This is a genomic window from Streptomyces roseirectus (assembly GCF_014489635.1).
In the GTDB taxonomy this organism is placed as follows: Bacteria; Actinomycetota; Actinomycetes; order Streptomycetales; family Streptomycetaceae; genus Streptomyces; species Streptomyces roseirectus.
This window is the reverse complement of record NZ_CP060828.1, coordinates 8,210,092-8,231,833: the sequence shown is the minus strand read 5'-3', so window position 1 is coordinate 8,231,833 and position 21,742 is coordinate 8,210,092. Positions and strand designations below refer to the sequence as shown.

Below are 21,742 nucleotides of genomic sequence, written 5' to 3'. Positions count from 1 at the left end.
ACGTTGCTCCCAAGCACGGAGGATTCAGGGAAGTTCAGGGGGCGGCGGGCGCTCAGAGCGAGTAGCGGGTCTCCGCCAGCCGGTAAAGGCGGCGCCACAGCAGCCGGTTGAGCGCGACGACGTAGACGCTCATCACCGCGACCCCGGCCAGCAGGTGCGGGTTGTCGCCGCGCGCGGTGGCCTGCGCGATGTACGCGCCGAGCCCGGTCGCCGTCAGCGTCGTCCCGCCGAAGGTGACGACCTCGGAGACGATCGACGCGTTCCAGGCGCCGCCCGACGCGGTGATGCCGCCGGTGACGTACGCGGGGAAGATCCCCGGCAGGATGAGCCGCTTCCAGCGCTGGAGGCCGGTGACGCCGAGGTCGTCCATGGCCTCGCGCAGGTCGGTCGGGATGGCCATGGCGCCGGCGATGGTGTTGAAGAGGATGTACCACTGGGCGCCGAGCGCCATCAGCAGCGTGCCGCCGATATTGATGGACAGCCCGGTCTTCAGGAAGAACCAGACCGCCAGCGGGAAGAGGAAGTTGGCGGGGAACGAGGCCAGCACCTGGACGATGGGCTGCGCGATCCGGGTCAGCCTCGGCGAGAACCCGATCTTCACGCCGATCGGCACCCAGACGACGGTGGCGAGCGCGACGAGGACGATCACGCGGACGAACGTCGCGAGCCCGAGCAGCAGCGGTTCGCCGAAGACGCCGAGTCCGGTGCGGTCGTTCAGGTAGCGGGCGAGGTCGGCGAGGCCCCACAGGATGAGGCCGCCGGCGACGACGGTGAAGACGATGTCCCCGGTGCGCCGGCGGGCCGGGTCGACGGTGAGGGGCCGGTCGTCGCGGCCGAACACGCGGGCGGCGGCGCTGAGCGCGTGCCAGACGGGGCGCAGGGCCTTGGCGAGGAGGCGGGGCCAGTGGGAGCGGCGCAGGAGGTCGAGGACGAGGGACTTCTGGACCTCGCCGGCCTCGGACTGTTCGTTCTTGAAGCGTTCGGCCCAGGCGGTGAGGGGGCGCCAGAAGAGGAAGTTGACGCCGATGACCATGACGGCCATGGTGAGGATCGCCCAGCCGACCTTGCCGAGGTCGCCGTCGGCGATGGCGGCGCCCGCGTAGGAGCCGACGCCGGGCAGCGCGTACTGCTTGTTGTTGACGCTGATCGCCTCGGAGGCGACGAGGAAGAACCAGCCGCCGCCGAAGCTCATCATGCCGTTCCAGACGAGGCCGATCATCCCGGAGGGCAGTTCGACCTTCCAGAACCGCATCCAGCGGGTGAACCCGAACGACCGTGACAGTTCGTCGAGTTCACGCGGGAGCGAGGTCAGCGAGGAGTAGAACCCGAAGGTCATGTTCCATGCCTGCGAGGTGAAGATCGCGAAGATCGAGGCGAACTCCAGGCCGAGCATCGAGCCGGGGAACAGCGCGATGAACCCGGTCACCGCGATGGTGAGGAACCCGAGCACCGGCACCGACTGGAGGATGTCGAGGGCCGGGATCAGGACCCGCTCCAGCCTGCGGCTCTTGGCCGCCGCGTAGGCGTAGCCGAAGGTGAAGACGACGGAGGCGGCGAGCGCCGCGAACATCCTGAGCAGGGAGCGCGCCGCGTCGTAGGGGAGGCGGGCGGGGTCGGTGTCGACGTGGACGTCCGCGTGGGTGTCGAAGGCGACGGTCGTGCCCTGGCCGACGCGCAGGACGATGTAGAGCAGGACGAGGACGGCGGCGGCGACGGCCGCGTCCACCCAGGAGAAGCGGGACAGCGCGGGGCGCTTGCCGGTACGGATCAGCATCACGGGGCCTCTGAAGAGGGGAGAAAAAAAAGGGGGTCAGCGGGTGCCCTGAGGGCGGCTCGGACTGGGAGGTTCCGCGTTCATGGCCGCCTCCGTTCGTGATGCGCAGTGAAGTGATGCGAAGTGATGGTGCGGTGCCGCGAGCCCATGACCAGGCCCGACGCGACGAGTCTGCACCTTCTTGCGTCGATACGCAAATAAAGACGGGGGCTCTTGCCCACCTCTCACCTGGCACGCCGCCGCGTAAAAGCCCGCGCACGTAAAAGGGCCCGGTGTCTCCCCAGACACCGGGCCCGTCGTCCGCACCCTCCGCTCAGTGGGTGCGGCTCACCACATGCCGCTCACATGTGGACCGTGGGGGCCGCGTTCTCGTCGGCCTTCGGGACGCCGCTGCGGTAGAGCAGCAGCGTGATGACCGCGCCGACCGCGAAGAAGCCGGCCGACCACCAGTAGGCGGTGGAGTAGGACTCCAGCGCGGCGTGCGCCTGGACGAGCTTGTCGCCCGGGTTCTTGCCGTCCATGTAGTTCGTGGCGGCGCTGGCGGCGAGGGTGTTGAGCAGGGCGGTGCCGATGGAGCCGCCGATCTGCTGCATGGTGTTGACGGCGGCCGAGGCGACGCCCGCGTCGTGGGCGGCGACTCCGCTGGTCGCCAGGGACATGGCGGGCGCCATGACCAGGCCGATGCCGAGGCCGGTGACGATCAGCGGCGGCATGACGTGGGTGACGTAGGTGCTGTCCAGGCCGAGGTCCGTCATCCAGACCAGGCCGACGGCGCCGAGCGCCATGCCGAGCGGGACGATGGTCTTCGGGCCGATCCGGGGGACGAGGAAGCTGGTCGCGACGGTCGCGGAGACCATCAGCGCGCCGACCATCGGCAGGAACGCGAGCCCGGTCTTGACGGCGGAGAAGCCGAGGCTGAGCTGGAGGTAGTAGGTCAGGAAGAGGAAGACGCCGAACATGCCGGCGCTGGAGATCAGCATGACGGCGAAGGAGGCGCCGCGGTCGCGGTCGAGCAGGACGCGCAGCGGGAGCAGCGGGTGCTCGGCCTTGGTCTGCCACCAGGTGAACGCGATCAGCAGCAGTCCGCCGACGGTCAGGAAGCCCCAGGAGCGCGGCGAGGACCAGTCGTGGGACTCGGCCATGGAGAAGCCGTAGACGACGGCGAAGAGTCCGGCGGTGACCAGGACGGTGCCGGGGATGTCGAGCTTGGCGCCGGGTTCGCGGGCGGTGCGCTTGAGCAGGATCCAGCCGCCGGCCAGGGGGATCACGGCGAGGACGAGGTTGACGTAGAGGGTCCAGCGCCAGTCGAGGTATTCGGTGAGCACGCCGCCGAGCAGCAGGCCGACGGCCGCGCCGGAGCCGGCGATGGCGCCGTAGATGCCGAAGGCGCGGGCGCGTTCCTTGGCGTCGGTGAAGGTGGTGGTCAGCAGCGAGAGGGCGGCGGGCGCGAGCAGCGCGCCGAACAGGCCCTGGAGGGTGCGGCCGACGACCAGGACCTCGAAGTTGGTGGCGGCGCCGGCCAGCGCGGAGGCCGCGGCGAAGCCGCCGACGCCGACGAGGAAGGCGACCTTGCGGCCGAAGAGGTCGGCGATGCGTCCGCCGAGCAGCAGGAGGCTGCCGAAGGCGAGGGAGTAGGCGGTGACGATCCAGGTGCGGTCGCCGTCGGAGAAACCGAGGTCGGCCTGGGCGGACGGCATCGCGATGTTCACGATCGTCGCGTCCAGGGTGACCATCAGCTGGGCTATGCCGATCATCGCGAGGACCCACCAGCGGTGACGGGACGCGGGTTCCTCGGCTGTCTTGGTGAGTGACGTCGTGTCCGGCGTCTGGGTGGTCTGTGACATGGGGGCGTGCTCCGATGAGATGATCGGGCGTCTCGCGAACGAAACGGTTTCGTACTCAGCAGACGCTACACACCCCGCTAGCGAAACTCAACCGTTTCGATAGTGAGACCAGGATCACATAACCAATAGACGGCTATCAGATGTGTCCGCTTCCGGAAATCGCCCCTCCCCCACGGCGCCCGCGCCCCGTACGCTGATCACCGCAGCCGGTTCGCCCCGTCAGCCAGACGGGCCGCGTCGCAAGAGGGAACCCGGTGGGAATCCGGGACTGCCCCGCAGCGGTGAGCGGGAACGACCGCCGTCATACGCACTGGGTCCGCACGGACCTGGGAAGCGACGGCCAGTAGGTGCCTCGTCTCGTACGAGGTGTGCCCGCGAGTCCGAAGACCTGCCGACTGCCCGCGTGTGGCGACGTCACGCGCGGAGTTCCGGTGACCTCGCGGGTGGGTCGGCGTGGAGGCGGCCACAGGGCCGTCCGCTCCTTCATGCCCGCGTCCCGTCGCCGGGACCTCAGGGAATCGTCTCGTGAAGGAGATCTCCGTGACCACGAAACCCGCAGCCGCGGCAACCCTGTACGGCTACCCCCGGCAGGGCCGGAACCGGGAGCTGAAGAAGGCGGTCGAGGGCTACTGGAAGGGCCGCGTCGGCGCGGACGCCCTCCACGCCACCGCCGCCGACCTGCGCGCCGCCACCTGGCGCGCCCTCGCCGACGCCGGCCTCGACGAGGTGCCGACCGGCGACTTCTCGTACTACGACCACGTCCTCGACACCAGCGTCATGGTCGGGGCGGTCCCCGCCCGCCACGCGGGAGTCGACGACCCGCTGGAGCGCTACTTCGCCATGGCGCGCGGCACGCAGGACGCGCCGCCGCTGGAGATGACCAAGTGGTTCGACACCAACTACCACTACCTGGTCCCCGAGTTGGGCCCCGACACCGTCTTCACCGCCCACCCCGCCAAGCAGCTCACCGAGCTGGGGGAAGCGCTCGCGCTCGGTCTCACCGCGCGCCCGGTCCTGCTCGGCCCGGTCACCTACCTGCTGCTGGCCAAGCCCGCGCCCGGCACCGACGCCGGTTTCCAGCCGCTCACCCTCCTCGACCGGCTCCTGCCCGTGTACGCCCAGATCCTCGCCGAGCTGCGCGCGGCCGGCGCCGGCTGGGTCCAGCTCGACGAGCCCGCCCTCGTCCAGGACCGCACCCCGGCCGAGCTGAACGCCGCCGCGCGCGCCTACCGTGACCTGGGCGCCCTCGCCGACCGGCCGCAGCTGCTGGTCACGACGTACTTCGACCGGCCCGGCGAAGCGCTCCCGGTGCTGGCCGAGGCGCCCGTCGAGGGGATCGCCCTCGACTTCACCCGCCCCGGCACCCTCGACGACCTCGCCGCCGTCGGCGGGCTGCCCGGCAAGCGGCTGGTCGCGGGGGTGGTCGACGGGCGCAACGTCTGGGTGAACGACCTGTCGAAGTCGCTCTCCCTGCTGGGCACCCTCCTCGGGCTCGCGGACCGGGTCGACGTCGCCGCCTCCTGCTCGCTGCTGCACGTCCCCCTCGACACCGCCGCCGAGCGCGACGTCGACCCGCAGATCCTGCGCTGGCTCGCCTTCGCCCGGCAGAAGACCGCCGAGGTCGTCACCCTGGCCCGCGGCCTCTCCCGGGGCGTCGACACCATCGCCGCCGCGCTCGCCGCCAACCACGCCGACCTCGCCTCCCGCGCGGCCTCGCCGATCACCCGCGACCCGGAGGTGCGCGCCCGCGCCGCCGCCGTCACCGGGGCCGACACGCGCCGGGCGCAGCCCTACCACGAGCGGACGGTGGCGCAGCGCGCGCTCCTCGGGCTGCCCGCGCTGCCGACGACCACCATCGGGTCGTTCCCGCAGACCCCCGAACTGCGCACCGCGCGCGCCGACCTGAGGGCCGGGCGGATCTCGCACGCCGGGTACGAGGAGCGGATCGCGGCGGAGATCCGCGAGGTGATCGCCTTCCAGGAGAAGGCCGGTCTCGACGTGCTGGTGCACGGCGAGCCCGAACGCGACGACATGGTCCAGTACTTCGCCGAACAGCTCACCGGGTACCTCTCGACGCGGCACGGCTGGGTCCAGTCGTACGGCACCCGCTACGTCCGGCCGCCGATCCTCGCCGGGGACGTCTCCCGGCCCGAGCCGATGACCGTCCGCTGGACCTCGTACGCCCAGTCCCTCACCTCCCGCCCGGTCAAGGGCATGCTGACCGGCCCGGTGACGATGCTCGCCTGGTCCTTCGTCCGCGACGACCAGCCGCTCGCCACCACCGCCCGCCAAGTCGCTCTTGCCCTGCGAGACGAGGTCAACGACCTTGAATCATCGGGAAGTTCGATCATCCAGGTCGACGAACCCGCCCTGCGCGAAACGCTCCCGCTGCGCTCGGCCGACCGCGCGGACTACCTCGCCTGGGCGACCGCGGCGTTCCGCCTCGCGACCAGCGGCGTCCGCCCCGAGACCCAGATCCACACCCACATGTGCTACGCCGAGTTCGGCGACGTCGTCCAGGCCATCGACGACCTCGACGCCGACGTCATCAGCCTGGAGGCCGCCCGCTCCCACATGCGCGTCGCCCGTGAACTCGCCGCCCACGCCTACCCCCGCGAGGCCGGCCCCGGCGTCTACGACATCCACTCCCCCCGCGTCCCCACCCCCGAGGAAACCACCACCCTCCTCCGCACCGCCCTCGCCTCGATCCCCGCCACCCGCCTCTGGGCCAACCCCGACTGCGGCCTCAAGACCAGGGGCTGGCCGGAGACCCGGGCCTCCCTGGAGAACCTGGTGACAGCGGCGAGGAGGGTCCGGGCAGAACTGTCCTGACGGCGTGACGAGGGTCCCCGGTGTTCTCCGGGGACCCTCGGCCGGCACGCGATGTCACGTGCGCGTCCCCTCGTCCGGCGAAACATCTCCTTCATACGGGAAGTATTTAGGGGTAACACCCTCTGCCTACCGTCCCTCCGTGCCCCGCACTGCCGACGCCGTCACGCGGGACATCTGTCCCCGACCCCGCAAGGAGACGTCGTATGAGCGTCGAGCCGCAAGTGGACGTACGCGAAGAACCACCGGGCACCGATCAGGCCACCAAGGAGACGCTGGAGGACTACACCCTCCGGTTCGCGCCGCGCAGTTACCGGCGCTGGACGCCGATGGTCGTGGCGACGACCGCGCTGGGCGGGATCGCCTACATGGCGGACTTCTCGATCGGCGCCGGCATCGGGCTCGCGCACGGCACCGGCAACGCGCTCGTGGCGATCGCCGTGGCCGCCGTCGTCATCTTCGTCACCGGGTTCCCGCTGGCGTACTACGGGGCGCGCTACAACATCGACCTGGACCTGATCACGCGGGGCTCCGGGTTCGGGTACTACGGGTCGGTGCTGACCAGCGTCATCTTCGCGAGCTTCACGTTCATCTTCTTCGCGCTGGAGGGGTCGATCATGGCCCAGGGCCTGAAGCTGGGCCTCGGGCTCCCGCTGTGGCTGGGCTACCTGGTCTCCACGCTGATGGTCATCCCGCTGGTGATCTACGGGATGAAGGCGCTGAGCAAGCTCCAGGTGTGGACGACGCCGATCTGGCTGCTGCTGATGGTCGGGCCGCTGGTCTACCTGGTCGCCACCGACCCCGGCACGGTCGACAGGTTCCTCGACTACGCGGGCACGGACGGCGAGGGCGGCGTCAACACCGCGTCCGTGCTGCTCGGCGCCGGCGTCTGCCTCTCGCTCATCGCGCAGATCGGTGAGCAGATCGACTACCTGCGGTTCATGCCGCCCAAGACGGAGGCGAACAAGCGGAGCTGGTGGACGGCCGTGATCATGGCCGGGCCCGGCTGGGTGGTCCTCGGCGCGCTGAAGCAGGCGATCGGCGTCTTCCTCGCCGTCTACATCCTCGCCAAGGTCGGCGCGGACGCCGCGCCCGAGCCGATCCAGCAGTTCCGGGGCGCGTTCGACGCGATGATGCCGTCCTGGCTGGTCGTTCCGCTGGCCGTCGTCCTCGTCGTCATCAGCCAGATCAAGATCAACGTGACGAACGCGTACTCCGGGTCGCTGGCCTGGACGAACTCCTTCACGCGGGTGACCCGGCGCTACCCCGGGCGCATGGTGTTCGTCCTCGTCAACCTCTCCTTCGCGCTGATCCTGATGGAGGCCGACATGTTCAGCTTCCTCAACAGCATCCTCGGCTTCTACTCCAACTGCGCCATCGCCTGGGTCGTGACGGTCGCGACGGACATCGGCATCAACAAGTACGTCCTCAAACTCTCCCCGCTCCAGCCGGAGTTCCGCCGGGGCATGCTGTACGCGGTGAACCCGGTGGGCGTCGTCGCCTTCGTCGCCGCCTCGGGCCTCTCGATCGCGATGTACTTCCACGCCCTCGGCGACACACTCCAGCCCTACTCCCCCGTGGCCGCGGCGCTCCTGGCCTTCGTCCTCACCCCCTTGATGGCGATCGCCACCAAGGGCAAGTACTACCTCCGCCGCACCGACGACGGCATCCCCGAACCCCTCCTCGACCCCGACGGCAACCCCAGCGCCACCACCTACACCTGCCACGTCTGCCACCAGCCCTACGAACGCCCCGACCTCACGGCCTGCGCCACGCATGACGCAGTGGTGTGCAGCCTGTGCCTCAGCACGGACATGGTGGGGGACCACGTGTTGCCGGCGACGGCGTAGATCAAACGCGGTCGGCGTACCGGTGACGGCATCCTGTGGGCCATGAGCCGCTGGAAGCTACTGGACCACTGGTACGCCGACCTCCCCGGCCTGACGGTCGCCCAACTCGACGAGCGACGCACGGTGAAGGACGAACTGGCAAGGCGCGCCGGACAATAGCCCCCACCACCAGTGCTCCCCCGAGCTGCCGGACGGGTGGCTTCCGGTCGTCTTTCTCTGGGGTGGGGGAGTAAGTAGTGTGATCGCATGATCACTTCAGGTGAGGTGTTTGGGGCGGGGTTCTGGGCGGATCCGCATGGGGTGTATGCCGAGTTGCGGAGGGACGCGCCGGTGCGGGGTGTTGTCACTCCGGACGGGCTGCGTGTGTGGGTGGTCACTCGGTACGAGGATGTACGGCTGGTGCTGGCCGATCCCCGGCTGGCGAAGGATACGGAGGTGGTCGGGGAGCTGTTCCGGCGGAACACGGTGGAGGGGCGGGCTCCGCGTGCGGTGGGGCGGAGGACGGCCGGTCACATGCTCAACAGTGATCCGCCGGTTCACACGCGTCTGCGGACGCTCGTGTCGAGGGCGTTCACGCCGGGACGGATCGCCGGTCTCCTCCCGCGTACCGAGGAACTGTCCGCCACGCTGCTCGACGGCCTCGCGGGCCGGGGCGAGATCGAGTTGATCGGCGACTACGCGTTCCCCCTGTCGATGACGGTGATGTGCGAACTGCTGGGCCTCCCGGAGGGCGAGCGGGAGTCGTTCGGGGCGTGGACGCGGGACTACAACTCCACCGGCGCGCCGGAGGTGGTGAGCGCGGCGGCGGGTCACATCACCGCGTACCTCGCCGAGTTGATCGAGACGAAGCGCACGGCGCTGGGCGACGACCTGCTCTCGGCCCTCGTCGAGGACGACAGCCTCACCGCCGAAGAGCTCGTCGCGATGGTGTTCCTGCTGCTCAGCGCGGGCCACGAGACAACCGTCAACCTGATCGCGAACGGCGTCGGGGCCCTGCTCACGCACCCCGGCGAGCTGAAGCGGCTGCGCGCGGACCCCGCCCTGATCCCGGCGGCCGTCGAGGAGTTCCTGCGCTACGACGGCCCGGTGAACCTCTCGACGTACCGGTACACGACCGAGCCGGTCACCATCGCCGGCGTCGAGATTCCGGCGCGGGAACTGGTCCTGGCGGCCGTCACCTCCGCCAACCGGGACGGCGCGCGCTTCCCGGAACCGGACCGCCTGGACGTGGCCCGCTCCCCCAACCGCCACCTCTCCTTCGGCGCCGGCATCCACTACTGCCTGGGCGCCCCGCTGGCCCGCCAAGAGGCCCGCGTCGCCTTCCGCGACCTGCTCGCCCGCTACCCCCACCTCGAACTAGCCGTTGCGCCAACGGAGTTGACCTACCGTCAGAGCCTCCTGATGCGCGGCCCCGAAGCCCTGCCGCTGCGTGTACGCGAGCCGGCGTGAACGAGGATCCGCCCGCCCTGGCGGCGGAGTACCAGCGGCACCTGGACGCCGGCCGCCCCGAGGACGCGGCCCAGGCGGCGCTCGACATCGCGACGGCCCTGACCCTGCGCGGCGACGACGTCCTCGCCGCCGGCTGGACCGGCCGCGCCCGGCGTCTGCTGGACGGCCGCCCGGAGGGCGTCGCCCACGGCAGGCTCGTCCATCTCCTGGACGTGGAGGGCCGGTTGGACGGGCCCGACCTCGCGGGTGTGATCGCCGGCGCACGCCGGGTGCAGGAGATCGGGCGGCGGCACGCGTCCCCCACGCTGGCCGCGCTGGGCGTCCTCGGCGAGGGCCGGGCCCTGGTCAGGCAGGGCCGGCTGGAGGCGGGGACGCGACTGCTGGACGAGGCGATGCTGGCGACCGCGTGCGGCGAGGTCGACGCCACGGCGGCCGGCAGCATCTACGTCCATCTCATCGCCGCCTGCACGGAGTTGGGCGACCTGCGCCGGATGATCGAGTGGACGCAGGCCCTGGCCCGCTGGTCCGCGCACCCGCCCGTCCCCGCCCCGATCACCGACCTCTCCCGCGTCCACCAGGCCCAACTGCTGCTGTTGCGCGGTGACTTGGCCGGAGCCGAGAAGGAAGCGGCCCAGGTCTGCGAGCAGTTGACCGGCGTGCACGCGAGCAGTGTCGCCGAGGCCCACTACATCCTCGGCGAGGTGCGGCGGCTGCGCGGCGACCTGTCCGGCGCGGAGTCCGCGTACCGCCGCGCGCACCGCCACGGCCGTCAACCCCAGCCGGGTTTCGCCCTGTTGAGGCTCGCGCAGGGCCAGGCGGCGACCGCGCTCGCCTCGATCCGTACGGCACCGGCCGTCCGGGACCGGCTCACCCGGGCCCGCCTGGGCGCGGCCCACGTCGAGATCGCCCTCGCGGCGGGGGACCCGTCCGCCGCCCACGCCGCGAGCGCCGGGCTGGACGAACTCGCCGCCGGCCACAGCACCTCGGCGCTGGAGGCGGTCGCGCTGCACGCCCGGGGCCGGCTCGCCCTCGCCGAGGGGCGGGTGCGGGAGTCGCTGCCGCTGCTGCGGCGCGCCTGCTGCCACTGGGCCCGGCTCGACGTGCCGTACGAGGCCGCGCGGATCCGGCTGTCGCTGGTGCGGGTGTACCGGGCGCTCGGCGACACGGACGCCGCCGCGCTCGAACAGGGGGCGGCGGACGAGGAGTTGGCCCGGATCGGGGTGGCGCGGGCCCCGGCCAGGGGTGCGCTGACCGCACGGGAGACAGAGGTGCTTGCCCTGGTCGCCCAGGGGCTGACCAACCGGGAGGTGGCGGGGGCGCTGGTGGTGAGCGAGAAGACCGTGGCCCGTCATCTGTCCAACATCTTCGGGAAGTTGGGTCTGGCGTCACGGACGGCCGCGGCGGCGTACGCGTTCGAGCACGGGCTCGCGGCACGGCGGGAATGAGGCGAGCGCGGCCGTGGGTGAAACGACCCACGCGGTCCGCGTCGACGTGCACGGTTCTCCCGATGCCGCCGCCCTCGTCCCCGCCGTAGAAATGGATCACCGCACGTCGACAACGAGGAGCATTCCATGGCCAGTTGGAGCGGGACCACCCGCCGTCGGGCGCTCACGGGAGCGGTGGCGGCGGTGGGCGCCGGTGCGCTCGCCGCGCCGCGCGCCGAGGCGGCCGGGCGCGTCGCCTTCCCCGCCGGGCGCCCGATCCTCATCCGCCGCGCCACCGTCGTCACCGTGGACCGGGGTGTCCTGCCCGACACGGACGTCCTGGTCGAGGGCGAGCGCATCAAGGCGATCGGCCGTGGGCTCACCGCCCCCGCGACGGTGATCGAGGCGGGCGGCGGGCTGCTGATCCCCGGGTTCGTCGACACGCACCGGCACATGTGGCAGACCTCGCTGCGGGGCGTCGGCGCGGACTGGACGCTCGGCGACTACATGCAGTGGATGATCACCAAGTGGGGTCCGCTGTTCCGCCCGGAGGACATCTACGCCGCGAACCACCTCGGCATGGTCGAGGCGGTGAACGACGGGGTGACGACGGTGACGGACTGGTCGCACGGGCTGCGCACGCCGGAGCACGCGGAGGCGGCCGTCGACGCGCTGTTCTCGGTGCCGGGGCGGGCGCGGTTCGCGTACGGCAACACCTTCGCGACGGACCTCGGGTGGGTGACCGACGGGCGCGTGGACCGCGTCCTGCGGGAGCGGTTCACCGGGCGGCCGGACCAACTCGTCACGATGCAGCTCGCCTTGGAGGCGAACGACACCGAGGACGGGCGTGCGGCGCTGCGGTTCGCGCGGGACCGGGACCTCGCGGTGACCAGTCACGCGGGGGTGTTCGGGTTCTCCGGCGACGAACAGATCCGGTTCCTCTACGAGTTCGGGGCGCTGTCGCCGTCCGTCACCCTCGTCCACGCGGGTTCGCTGAGCGACGGCTCCTACCGGCGGATCGCCGGGAAGGGCGCGTTCCTGTCCATCGCCTCCGAGAGCGAACTCAGCGCGGGGCAGGGGTATCCGCCCACCGCGAAGGCGCGCGCGTTCGGCATCCCGCTCTCCCTGTCCATGGACACGGTGATCTGGTGGAGCGGCGACATGTTCTCGGCGATGCGCTCAACTCTCAGCGCGGACCGGGGACTTGCCCATCTGCGCGCGCACGAGGCGGGGCACACGGTCGCGCACAACGCCCTGCGCGCCGCCGACGTCCTCCAGTACGCGACCCTCGGGGGCGCCCGCGCGCTCGGCCTCGACTCCCTGATCGGCTCCGTCACCGTCGGCAAGCGCGCCGACCTCGTCCTCCTGCGCACGGACACCGCCGCCATGACCCCGGTCCACAACCCCGCCGGGCACCTCGTCTTCCAGGCGGGCCGGGGCGACGTCGACACGGTCCTGGTGAACGGCCGAGTCCTCAAGCACCGGGGCGAGTTGACCGGCCCCGACCTCCCCCGCGCCCGCCGCCTCGCCGAGGACTCCTTCGCCTACCTCCGCTCGCGCATCCCGAACGCGGACTGGGAGGCGGCGATGAATCCGCCGAGGTGACCGGCGAGGTTGTGAACCGGGGACGTCACGGACCGGGGACGTCGCGGGCGGGGGCGGGCCCTCGTTCAGCGCCCTTGACCTGGTAGTACGCGCCGTCGCCCCGGAGCGCGCCGCGCTCGTCGGCGGCCCGGATGCCCCGCCGGATGACGTCGATGGCCTCGCCGAGTGCCCGCACGCTCTCGGCGGGGCTGAGCCGGCGTCCGCCCATGGCCTCGGTGGCGTCTTCGTTCGTCGCCGAACACCGCGCGCACCCGCGTTTCCTTCACGCGGCCAGCCACGGCGCGAGCGCGCGGTCCACCTCCGTCTCCACCGCCGCGGCGTCCAGCCGTTCGCCGAGCATGTAGCGGCGGAACAGGAGGGGCCCGAGGAGGTGGGTGACGATGGTCCGGGCCTGCTGCTCGGCGCCCGGCAGCAGTTCGCCGCGTGAGACGGCGACGGCGAGGGCCTGGGCGAGGTGCGCGTCCCCGCGTCCGAACATCCGCTCGCGCAACCGCCGTACGGCCGCGTCGCGTTCGGCGCGTTCGACGACGGTGGCGACGACGGACGCGGAGACGGGCTGGTTGAGCCAGTGGGCGCGGGTGATGAGCTGGTCGACGAGCTGGTCGCGCACGGGCCCGTCGCCGAGGACCAGCAGCGGCGGCGCGGAGCCGGCGAGGGTGGCGAGCAGGAGGGAGCGCAGGTCGGGCCAGTGCCGGTAGACGGTGGCACGGCCGACGCCCGCGCGGGCCGCGACGGCGGCGTGGGTGACGTTCTCCGGGCCTCCCTCGCCGAGGAGTTGGGCGGCGGCGGCCAGGGCGGCGGTGCGGCTGCGGCGGGCGCGGGGGTCTTCGCGGGGGTCTTCGCTGGGCATGGGCCTCCTTCGAGATGCACTCCGGGTGATCGCGGGACTGTCGCATCTATGAGACGTCTTGACTCATAGATCAGCTTCGATACATACTGTCTCACAGGCGCCGGGCACCCCCCACATCACTACGCCCGGTATCCCCCCACAGATGCGGATCGCCCCTGAACGCGGCCCGCATCACGCCAGGGCGGGCCCACCGACTCCCCGGGTCCGCCCTGGCCTCCGCGTGAAGACCTGGGGCAGGTTCACCTCGCGGCGATGTGCCACCACTTGTCGGCGTAGTCCTCGCCGCAGGACGTCTGCACGGCGGGCCGGGCCGGTTCGGCGCCCGGTGCGGCCAGGCACTTGGCGTTGCGGGTGCTGCGCAGCATGAAGTGGCCCGCGTGACGGCCGGTGCCCCACAGGAGTTCCCAGTGCTGCGCGTCGGGCCGTACGGCGCAGTCGAGTTGGCGGGCGGGGGCGAAGTTCTCCGTGCCGGCCACGGCGAGACACCGGCCGCTGCGGGCGTTGCGCACGGTGCGGGCGGCGGTGTCCTGCGCGGCGAGCGTCCAGGTCCGGTCGGGGGTGCCTGTGCAGGTGTCCTGGACCGGGACGTCGTCCTCGGTGCCGGGGGCCGTCAGGCACAGGCCGCTGCCGTCGTTGACGAGCCGTCCGGTGAGCCCCGACCGGTCCGTGCCGCCGCCCGCGCCCGGCGCCGGGTCCGTGGCCGGGTTCGTAGCCGGGGCCGGCGTCGGCGTCGGTGTCACGGAAGCCGGGCCGGCCGCCCCGGTGCCGGGGTCGCCCGCGACGAGGACGGCGATGACGGTGGCCACGCACACCAGGGCGACCGCGCAGGCGGCGAGGATGCCGGCGCGGTGCTCGTGGACGTTGATCTGGAGGTTGCCGTCGCCGTGCTGCCGCGCGGCGGGGCCCCGGTAGACGTCCCCGCGAGGGCCGTCGTCCCCGGCGGTCACGGGCGGGAGCCGAACCGGTTCACCTGGACGTTGCCGTCGCCGGACTGCACCGCCGCCGCGCCGTGGAAGACGTTGCCCGTGACGCCCCCGCGCGACGCCCGTGCGGCCTCGTCGAGCAGTGCGCGCAACTCCCCCGCGACCAAGGCCCGTTCGCCGGGTGGCAGGTCCTCCAGCAGATCCTCGGTGCGGGTCCGCCAGACCGTGCTGTGCCTGGCCCGCGCCTCGCCGTCCGCGCCCGGCGGTCCGGCCTCGGCCAGTTCCGCCGCCGTCCGCTCCAGCCGCCCCGCCTGCACGGCCTCCCGGTCCGCCCGGCCCAGCACCCGGGCCAGCCGGTCCCTGAACCCCGCCCAGGCGTCCGTCCCGGCGGCCTGCACGACCCCCGCCCCCACCGACGCGGCCAGCGCGGTCATCGTCTCGTCCAGCACGCCATCCCCCCTCGTCGTCCCCGCCCGACCTCCCCACGGTAGCCCCGCCCGCCCCGGCGGGACAGGCGTGGGAACCGGGCACCGGTCGACACCCACTCCGATATTCACAACGGGCGGCGGCATACGTCACACCTTCGGCCTCGACGACTCCGTGACTTCTGGCGTCATCTGAAGGGCAGGCACCCGTCCGGCGGACCCCGGCGCGTCACCTCCCCGGCGCCCGGCCTGTTGAGCGGTCGGCGCGACAGGCGTCGCCCCCGCCCCGGGCGGGGAGCATCAGGGACATCGTTCACCGATGGGGAGTGAGGACAAGCGATGCGTGTTCCGATGACGATCGCGGACTTCCTGGACCGCGCGGAGCTGGGCTTCGCCGGGAGTCCGGGCGTGATCGACGAGCCGGACCAGCCCGCGCCGCCGGTCGCGGCGGACACGTACGGCGGACTCGCCGAACGGGTGCGCGCCTGGCAGGCCGGGTTCGACCGGCTCGGCGTGGGCGAGGGCGAGCGGGTCGCGGTGGTGAGCCACAACTCGGCCCGGCTGCTTGAGCTGTTGTTCGCCGTGCCGATGAGCGGGCGGATCTGTGTGCCCGTCAACTTCCGGCTGAAACAGGAGGAGATCGCGTACGTCGTCGAGCAGAGCGGCGCCTCGGTGCTGCTCGTCGACCCCGAACTCGCCTTTCTGGCCGCCGACATCGCCGTCCCGCACCGGTTCGTGCTCGGGGAGCAGACGGACGCCGAGCTGATGCGGTTCGGTGTGGCGCCCCGGCCGTGGTCGGCGCCGGACGAGGACGCGACGGCGACGATCAACTACACGTCCGGAACGACCGCGCGCCCCAAGGGAGTTCAGCTCACCCACCGCAACATCTGGGTCAACGGGCTGACGTTCGGGCTGCACACGCGGGCCTGGGAGGGCGACATCTACCTCCACACCCTCCCGATGTTCCACTGCAACGGCTGGGGCATGCCGTACGTGATGGCCGGGCTCGGCGCCAAGCAGGTCGTCCTGCGCAAGGTCGACGGCGCGGAGATCCTGCGCCGCGTCGAGGCGCACGGGGTGACGCTGATGTGCGGGGCGCCGGCGGTGTGGGGCACGGTGCTGAACGCGGCGGCGGACTGGGCCGGGGAGATCCCCGGCCGGGGCCGGGTGCGGATCGTGTGCGCGGGGGCGCCGCCGCCGAGCCGGCTGATCCAGCGCGTCGAGGAGGAACTGGGCTGGGAGTTCACGCAGATCTACGGCCTCACGGAGACGTCGCCCCTGCTGACGTTCAACCGCACGCGCCCCGAGGACACCGCCCTCCCGCCCCGCGACCGCGCCCGCAAGCTCTCCCGCGCCGGCCTCCCCGCCCTCGGCGTCCGCCTCCGACTCTCCGGTTCCGGCGAGGTGCTGGCCCGCTCCAACGTCGTCCTCGACGGCTACTGGGACAAGCCCGCAGAGACCGCCCAGGCCCTCGACGGCGACTGGTTCCACACCGGCGACGGCGGCACCCTCGACGCGGCCGACGGCCACCTCACCATCTCCGACCGCAAGAAGGACGTCATCATCACCGGCGGCGAGAACGTCTCCTCCATCGAGGTCGAGGACACCGTCTTCAGCCACCCCGGCGTCGCCGAAGTCGCCGTCATCGGCGTCCCCGACGACTCCAGATGGGGCGAGACCGTCAAGGCCCTGGTCGTCCGCGCGGAAGGCTCCGACGTCACCGAAGCCGACATCATCGCCCACTGCAAGGAACACCTCGCCGGCTTCAAAGCCCCGACCAGCGTCGAGTTCCGCGACTCGATCCCCCGCACCGCCACCGGCAAGATCCAGAAGTTCCTCCTGCGCGCGCCTTATTGGGAGGGCCGGGAGCGGGACGTCAACTAGGAAGTGACGCGAGTCCGGCCGCCGCCTCGAAAGAGGCGGCGGCGGTCAACGCCTATGGCAGGCGTCCCCCTCCCCGGGGCCGGGTGCGGGCGTGGAGTTGACGGACTGGGAGGGACTGGCCGGGTTCGGGGTGAGGGCGGGGAGGGTCTTGGGGACGGTGGAAGGGGTGGAGGTGTCGGAGGAGAAGGGGAGTGCATGTCCAACAGCAGGGAAACGACGGCCGGGGAACGGGTGGGACGGCTTCGGGGGGTGTTGGGCGGAGAGGGAGGTCTGGTGGGGTGTCGGCACGGGAACGTGCTGGTCGGGGCGGCGCTGCATGGGGCTGATCGGCTGCGGGTCGGGGAGGTGCCGACGGAACTGGAGGGGCTGCTGCTGGATGTTCTGCGGGGGGTTCTGGCAGAGGAGGAGATAGGTGACTGGGGGCGGGTCTATCGTGAGGCCGTCGCCGCGCGTGGTCATCGGCTCGGTGTTGTGCCGGTGGAGCTGGCGGAGCTTCCGGTGACGTCCGGGTACGGTCTCGCGGAGTTGCGGGCCTGTGCGCGGGAGGTGGCTGAGGAGGCGGTCGTCTGCGCGAATGTTTCCTTCCTCAGCACGGAGGCCCTGGCGGAGGGTGAGCCCCTGTGGTCGGAGGAGTTCGTCGCCGGGGTGCGGGGGGCGGGGTTCGGGGTCGTCGGGTTCGCCGGGGTGTCCCACGGTGGCGGGGCCGAAGGGGGGTCGTTCCGGGCGACATGGGAACTTGTCGACTTTCATGCCGGTCATGACCCCTCTTCCACACTCCTCTTCGACGCTCCCGCCTCCACCCACGTCTCCTTCACCACCCACAGCCGAACGGAACAGAACACCGACCTCATCCGCGCGCTCGACGACCTCACCCGTGCCTGTGACGCGGCGGTCGCCGACCTGGCCCCCGGCGACCTCGCCCCCGGACAGGTCCACGTCGGCATCGCCTGGGCGGTCATGAAGCTGTTCGTCCTGCTCAGGGCCATCTGCGCCGACGACCCCCCGGAGATCCCCCTGCGCTTCGTCTTCCCCCGCGCCGCCACCACCGTGCACCACCACCGACGCGACCTGGCGCTTGATCTCAAGAACCCGGCGCCACGGCTCAGGTACACCGGGGAGCGGCCCCCCTCCCCCTCGGGCGACCTGGAATACGCCACCTACCGAGCCGACGGAGGATGGAGCGCCCCCGTCCCCCTGGGCCTGCCGAGCGTCACCGCCCCTTCCCTGGCCTCGTACCGGGGCGACCTGCACCTCGTCTTCGCCCGCCCCGGCGACCACCGGCTGATGTGGAGCCGGCTGCGCGCCGGCGTGTGGCGCACCCCCGTGCCGGTCGGCCGCTCGGGAAGCCGGCAACGCGTGGCGCTCACCGTCCACGAGGACCTGCTGTACGCCTTCCACACGACGCCGGACGGCGAGGTCCTGTGGAGCCGTTTCGACGGCTCGGCGTGGACCCGGGAGGTACGGATGGACGGCTGGGACAGCCCGGTGTCGCCGGACATCGCCTCGCACGACGGCCACCTGTGGATCGCCCACCGCGACCACGGCGGACGGACGCACGTCGACCGCCTCGACAAGGACCACACGAGCGACTTCACCCACCGCTTCGACGACTCCGCGAGCGACAGCGCCCCCGCGCTCGTCTCCACGGACACAGCCACGGACACCGCCGCCGGCACCGCCCTGTGGATCGCCCACCGCGGCCTCGACGACAAGGTCCACGTCAGCTACAGCAGCGCGCCCACGAACCCGGCCGCCTGGCAGACCCACGCCCCCGCGCACGACCTCCTCACCCAGCGCAGCCCCACCCTCGTCGCTCACCCCGACCTCGGCCCGCTCCTCCTGGCGCGCGGCGCCGACGGCAGACTGCGCCTCGGCGCCCGCACCGAGGCCGGCGGCTGGGGCGGCATCGACGCGCCCGCCGGCGAGGAGGGCCTGCCCGCCCTGGACGCCGGTGGCGCGGCCTACCACGGCGGCAAGCTGTACGTGATCCACCGCCGCTGAGCAGACACCACCGCACGGAAGGAAACGACGCGTCCATGCCCCTCACCCACGTCAACAGCCGCCTCGCCAACGCCGGTACGTCGATCTTCGCCGAGATGTCCGGCCTCGCCGCCGAAACCGGTTCGATCAACCTCGGCCAGGGATTCCCCGACACGGACGGCCCCGCCGAGATCGCCCGCGCCGCCGCCGACGCCGTCCTGGCCGGCCGGGGGAACCAGTACCCGCCGGGCCGGGGGATCCCCGAGCTGCGGGAGGCGGTGGCGCAGCATCAGAAGCGGTTCTACGGGATCACCCTGGACCCGGGCGCCGAAGTGCTGGTCACGGCCGGCGCGACGGAGGCGATCGCCGCGGCGCTGCTCGCGCTGATCGAGCCCGGTGACGAGGTGATCGCCTTCGAGCCGACCTACGACACGTACGCGGCGTGCGTGGCGATGGCGGGCGGCAGGCACGTCGCGGTCCCTCTGCGTCCACCGGGCTTCCGTCCCGATCTGGAGGCGCTGCGGGCGGCGGTCACCCCGCGGACGCGGATCCTGCTGCTCAACTCGCCGCACAATCCGACCGGGGCGGTCCTCACCCGGGAGGAGCTGGCCTTCGTCGCGGATCTCGCGGTGGAGCGGGATCTGCTGGTGATCTCCGACGAGGTGTACGAACACCTCGTGTACGACGTGGAGCACGTCCCGGTGTCCACGCTGCCGGGGATGCGGGAGCGGACGCTCACCATCAGCTCGGGCGGCAAGACGTTCTCCTTCACGGGCTGGAAGGTCGGCTGGGTCACCGGTCCCGCCGACCTGGTCTCGGCGGTCCTGACGGCGAAGCAATTCCTGACCTATGTGTCCAGCGGGCCGTTCCAGTACGCGATCGCCGAGGCGCTTCGGCTGCCCGACGACTACTTCGACGGCCTGCGGCGGGAGTTGAGGCACAAGCGGGACCTGCTGTCCGACGGGCTGCGTTCGGCCGGTTTCACGGTCTACCCGCCGGACGGCACGTACTTCGTCACCACCAGCATCCAGGGCCTCGGCGATACGAACGGCGCGGACGGCCTGGAGTTCTGCCGGAATCTGCCCCGCCGGTGCGCGGTGGCGGCCATCCCCAACCAGGTCTTCTACCAGTCCCCCGACGCCGAGGCCCGGAGCCTGGTCCGGTTCGCGTTCTGCAAGCGGACCGACGTCCTGACGGAGGCCGTGAACCGACTCGCCAATCTGACGAGCGCGTAACCCTCGACGCGGTCACGCCCCCGGGGACGTGACCGCGTCAAGAAATCCGGCCCTCGTCAGTGGTGATGGTGCCCCTCGGTGAGCCATTCCGGCGCGTCACCGCGAACGAACTTCAGATAGTGGTCGGTCGATTCCTTGAGGATCCGCTGCGCGTCCCGGCGGATCGCCGGAGCCCACCAGTGGGCGTACATCCGGTCGTAGGAATACGGCTGCACGGCCTCGATGACGCCGTGCACGCCGCGCTCGGGCAGCGGGAGGCGGTTGGGGGCGCTGTAGAGGAAGGCGACCCGGTCCTCGCCGGGGGAGATGTTGATGGTGTCGCCGGTCAGCAGGACCCCGAGGCCGTCCGCGCCCTGGGCCCAGTGGAGGACGGCGCTGCCGGGGAAGTGGCCGCCGCACTGGACGAGGGTCACGCCGTCGGCCAGCGGGACCTTGTCCGCCCAGGGGCTGACGAGGGGTTCGGCCGAGGCGGGGCGGGAGAGCCAGTGCAGGTCGACCTCGGGCAGCAGGATCCGCGCGTCGAAGAGGCGGGCCCACTCGACGATCGCCCCGTAGAAGTGCGGGTGGCTCGCGGTGACGACGCTCAGCCCGCCGGCCTGCCGGACGGCGTCGACGGCGGCCTCGTCGAGGTAGGGCGACGGGTCCCACATGACGTTGCCCGCGTCGGTGCGCAGGACCAGCCCGCGCTGGCCGATGCCGATCATCGGTTCGGCGCCGACGCCCAGGAGGCCGGGTTCCACCTCGCGCACCACGGAGCGGTAGCCGCCGTCCGCCATCGCGTCGAGGGTGGTCCAGCGCTGGCCGCCGGCGGGGACCCACTGGCGGTCGTCCTCGCAGATCACGCACTCGTCGGGCGGCGCGGCCTCCTCGGTGTACGTGTGGTTCCCGCACGTCTCGCACACCCACGGCTTGGTGGTCATCTTCGTCTCCTCGGCCGGTCAGACGAGTTCGAGCAGCAGTTCCGCCAGTTCCTCGGGCCTGTTGCTGGGGATCATGTGGTTGGTGGCGATCTCCCGGTAGCGCCAGGCCGGGGACTTCGAGACCCGGTCGGCGGCGGTCCAGAAGGGGCCGGGGGGCTCGGGCCGGGGTTCGCCGGTGGCCTTGATGAAGGTCCGGGTGAACGGGTAGTCCTCCAGCGGGCGGGTCAGCCGGACGGGTTCGGTGAAGGTGCCCAGCGGCTGCGGGGTACGCCGTGCGGTGATCCACGCGCCGGTCTCGGGGTCGTCGAACTCGCGGATCGGGGCGGGCAGCAGCCAGGGGTCACCGAGGCCGGTGACGCGCGGGGCGCTCGCCCCGCCGGGCAGGCCCGCGGCCTCGCCGTCGTCAGGCACGAAGGCGTCGAGGTAGACGAGGTGGCGGACGCGGTCGGCGATGTATTCGAGGGCGCCGGTGATGACGCAGCCGCCGTAGGAGAAGCCGAGCAGGACGATCTCGTCCAGGTCCTCGTAGCGGACGCAGTTCACGACGTCGGCGATGTGCGTGGTGAGGCCGACCTGCGGGCTCGCGAGATGCACCCGCTCCCCGACGCCGGTCAGGCTCGGCGTGTAGACGTCGTGGCCGGCCGCGCGCAGCGGGCCGCGGACCTTGCGGAAGTCGTGGGCACCGCTCCAGGCGCCGTGGACCAGTACGAAGGTTGCCATCAGGTTCTCGATCCGTTCTGCGCGGGGGTG

General features: G+C 71.9%; 16 protein-coding genes and 1 riboswitch. Of the genes, 8 read left to right on the top strand and 8 right to left on the bottom strand.

What is annotated here, in order from left to right:
* Positions 1–52: 52 nt before the first annotated feature.
* Together IAG44_RS35580 and IAG44_RS35575 are read right to left on the bottom strand one after the other, a co-directional pair.
* Entirely contained in the window at positions 53–1,774 is a 1,722-nt protein-coding gene (locus tag IAG44_RS35580) for an ABC transporter permease (RefSeq protein ID WP_187751181.1), read from the bottom strand.
* A 341-nt stretch (positions 1,775–2,115) separates the two neighbouring features.
* Positions 2,116–3,618, bottom strand: coding sequence for an MFS transporter (locus IAG44_RS35575; RefSeq protein ID WP_187751180.1), 1,503 nt, complete (start codon positions 3,616–3,618; stop codon positions 2,116–2,118).
* A gap of 190 nt (positions 3,619–3,808) precedes the next feature.
* A riboswitch (cobalamin riboswitch) is annotated at positions 3,809–4,028 on the top strand.
* A gap of 130 nt (positions 4,029–4,158) precedes the next feature.
* Here IAG44_RS35575 and metE point away from each other — a divergent pair.
* The 5 genes from metE (at position 4,159) to IAG44_RS35550 (ending at position 12,775) form a co-directional block, all read left to right on the top strand.
* On the top strand, positions 4,159–6,450 hold the full coding sequence (metE, locus tag IAG44_RS35570; RefSeq protein WP_187751179.1) for a 5-methyltetrahydropteroyltriglutamate--homocysteine S-methyltransferase: 2,292 nt from the start codon (positions 4,159–4,161) through the stop codon (positions 6,448–6,450).
* Between the two features lie 203 nt (positions 6,451–6,653).
* Entirely contained in the window at positions 6,654–8,297 is a 1,644-nt protein-coding gene (locus IAG44_RS35565) for an allantoin permease (RefSeq protein ID WP_187751178.1), read from the top strand.
* Positions 8,298–8,543: 246 nt separating this feature from the next.
* Positions 8,544–9,746, top strand: a complete 1,203-nt coding sequence (locus tag IAG44_RS35560; RefSeq protein WP_187751177.1) for a cytochrome P450 family protein — start codon at positions 8,544–8,546, stop codon at positions 9,744–9,746.
* Positions 9,743–11,191: a LuxR family transcriptional regulator gene (locus IAG44_RS35555; protein ID WP_187751176.1), complete on the top strand. Its 1,449-nt coding sequence runs from the start codon at positions 9,743–9,745 to the stop codon at positions 11,189–11,191. Before IAG44_RS35560 ends, IAG44_RS35555 begins: the two co-directional genes overlap by 4 nt.
* 126 nt (positions 11,192–11,317) lie before the next feature.
* Positions 11,318–12,775 (top strand): amidohydrolase family protein, encoded by a 1,458-nt coding sequence (locus IAG44_RS35550; protein WP_187751175.1) that lies wholly within the window; start codon positions 11,318–11,320, stop codon positions 12,773–12,775.
* 25 nt (positions 12,776–12,800) lie between these two features.
* On the opposite strand, the gene IAG44_RS35545 is transcribed toward IAG44_RS35550, so the two are convergent.
* The 4 genes from IAG44_RS35545 to IAG44_RS35530 all read right to left on the bottom strand — a co-directional run bounded on the left by IAG44_RS35545 (position 12,801) and on the right by IAG44_RS35530 (position 14,997).
* Complete coding sequence (locus tag IAG44_RS35545) at positions 12,801–12,983, bottom strand: hypothetical protein (protein WP_187751174.1); 183 nt, start codon at positions 12,981–12,983, stop codon at positions 12,801–12,803.
* A 54-nt stretch (positions 12,984–13,037) separates the two neighbouring features.
* Positions 13,038–13,625 (bottom strand): TetR-like C-terminal domain-containing protein, encoded by a 588-nt coding sequence (locus IAG44_RS35540; protein WP_187751173.1) that lies wholly within the window; start codon positions 13,623–13,625, stop codon positions 13,038–13,040.
* A gap of 239 nt (positions 13,626–13,864) precedes the next feature.
* Positions 13,865–14,572, bottom strand: a complete 708-nt coding sequence (locus IAG44_RS35535) for an RICIN domain-containing protein (protein ID WP_187751172.1) — start codon at positions 14,570–14,572, stop codon at positions 13,865–13,867.
* Positions 14,569–14,997: a hypothetical protein gene (locus tag IAG44_RS35530; RefSeq protein ID WP_187751171.1), complete on the bottom strand. Its 429-nt coding sequence runs from the start codon at positions 14,995–14,997 to the stop codon at positions 14,569–14,571. Before IAG44_RS35530 ends, IAG44_RS35535 begins: the two co-directional genes overlap by 4 nt.
* A gap of 315 nt (positions 14,998–15,312) precedes the next feature.
* On the opposite strand from IAG44_RS35530, the gene IAG44_RS35525 reads away from it, so the two are divergent.
* The 3 genes from IAG44_RS35525 to IAG44_RS35515 all read left to right on the top strand — a co-directional run bounded on the left by IAG44_RS35525 (position 15,313) and on the right by IAG44_RS35515 (position 20,072).
* Positions 15,313–16,857, top strand: a complete 1,545-nt coding sequence (locus tag IAG44_RS35525) for an AMP-binding protein (protein WP_187751170.1) — start codon at positions 15,313–15,315, stop codon at positions 16,855–16,857.
* A 273-nt stretch (positions 16,858–17,130) separates the two neighbouring features.
* Complete coding sequence (locus tag IAG44_RS35520; RefSeq protein WP_187751169.1) at positions 17,131–18,858, top strand: hypothetical protein; 1,728 nt, start codon at positions 17,131–17,133, stop codon at positions 18,856–18,858.
* 35 nt (positions 18,859–18,893) lie between these two features.
* Entirely contained in the window at positions 18,894–20,072 is a 1,179-nt protein-coding gene (locus IAG44_RS35515; RefSeq protein ID WP_187751168.1) for a pyridoxal phosphate-dependent aminotransferase, read from the top strand.
* Between the two features lie 56 nt (positions 20,073–20,128).
* On the opposite strand, the gene IAG44_RS35510 is transcribed toward IAG44_RS35515, so the two are convergent.
* Entirely contained in the window at positions 20,129–20,992 is an 864-nt protein-coding gene (locus tag IAG44_RS35510; RefSeq protein ID WP_187751167.1) for an MBL fold metallo-hydrolase, read from the bottom strand.
* 18 nt (positions 20,993–21,010) lie between these two features.
* A complete protein-coding gene (locus IAG44_RS35505; RefSeq protein WP_187751166.1) occupies positions 21,011–21,712 on the bottom strand; it encodes an alpha/beta fold hydrolase in 702 nt (233 codons plus the stop codon).
* Between the last annotated feature and the right edge of the window lie 30 nt (positions 21,713–21,742).

Excerpts from the sequence above, each read along its gene's own strand:
- IAG44_RS35580 (WP_187751181.1), bottom strand. The coding sequence starts at position 1,774 with ATGCTGATCCGTACCGGCAAGCGCCCCGCGCTGTCCCGCTTCTCCTGG.
- IAG44_RS35575 (WP_187751180.1), bottom strand. The coding sequence starts at position 3,618 with ATGTCACAGACCACCCAGACGCCGGACACGACGTCACTCACCAAGACA.
- IAG44_RS35565 (WP_187751178.1), top strand. The coding sequence starts at position 6,654 with ATGAGCGTCGAGCCGCAAGTGGACGTACGCGAAGAACCACCGGGCACC.
- IAG44_RS35560 (WP_187751177.1), top strand. The coding sequence starts at position 8,544 with ATGATCACTTCAGGTGAGGTGTTTGGGGCGGGGTTCTGGGCGGATCCG.
- IAG44_RS35550 (WP_187751175.1), top strand. The coding sequence starts at position 11,318 with ATGGCCAGTTGGAGCGGGACCACCCGCCGTCGGGCGCTCACGGGAGCG.
- IAG44_RS35545 (WP_187751174.1), bottom strand. The coding sequence starts at position 12,983 with ATGGGCGGACGCCGGCTCAGCCCCGCCGAGAGCGTGCGGGCACTCGGC.
- IAG44_RS35540 (WP_187751173.1), bottom strand. The coding sequence starts at position 13,625 with ATGCCCAGCGAAGACCCCCGCGAAGACCCCCGCGCCCGCCGCAGCCGC.
- IAG44_RS35525 (WP_187751170.1), top strand. The coding sequence starts at position 15,313 with ATGCGTGTTCCGATGACGATCGCGGACTTCCTGGACCGCGCGGAGCTG.
- IAG44_RS35515 (WP_187751168.1), top strand. The coding sequence starts at position 18,894 with ATGCCCCTCACCCACGTCAACAGCCGCCTCGCCAACGCCGGTACGTCG.
- IAG44_RS35510 (WP_187751167.1), bottom strand. The coding sequence starts at position 20,992 with ATGACCACCAAGCCGTGGGTGTGCGAGACGTGCGGGAACCACACGTAC.
- IAG44_RS35505 (WP_187751166.1), bottom strand. The coding sequence starts at position 21,712 with ATGGCAACCTTCGTACTGGTCCACGGCGCCTGGAGCGGTGCCCACGAC.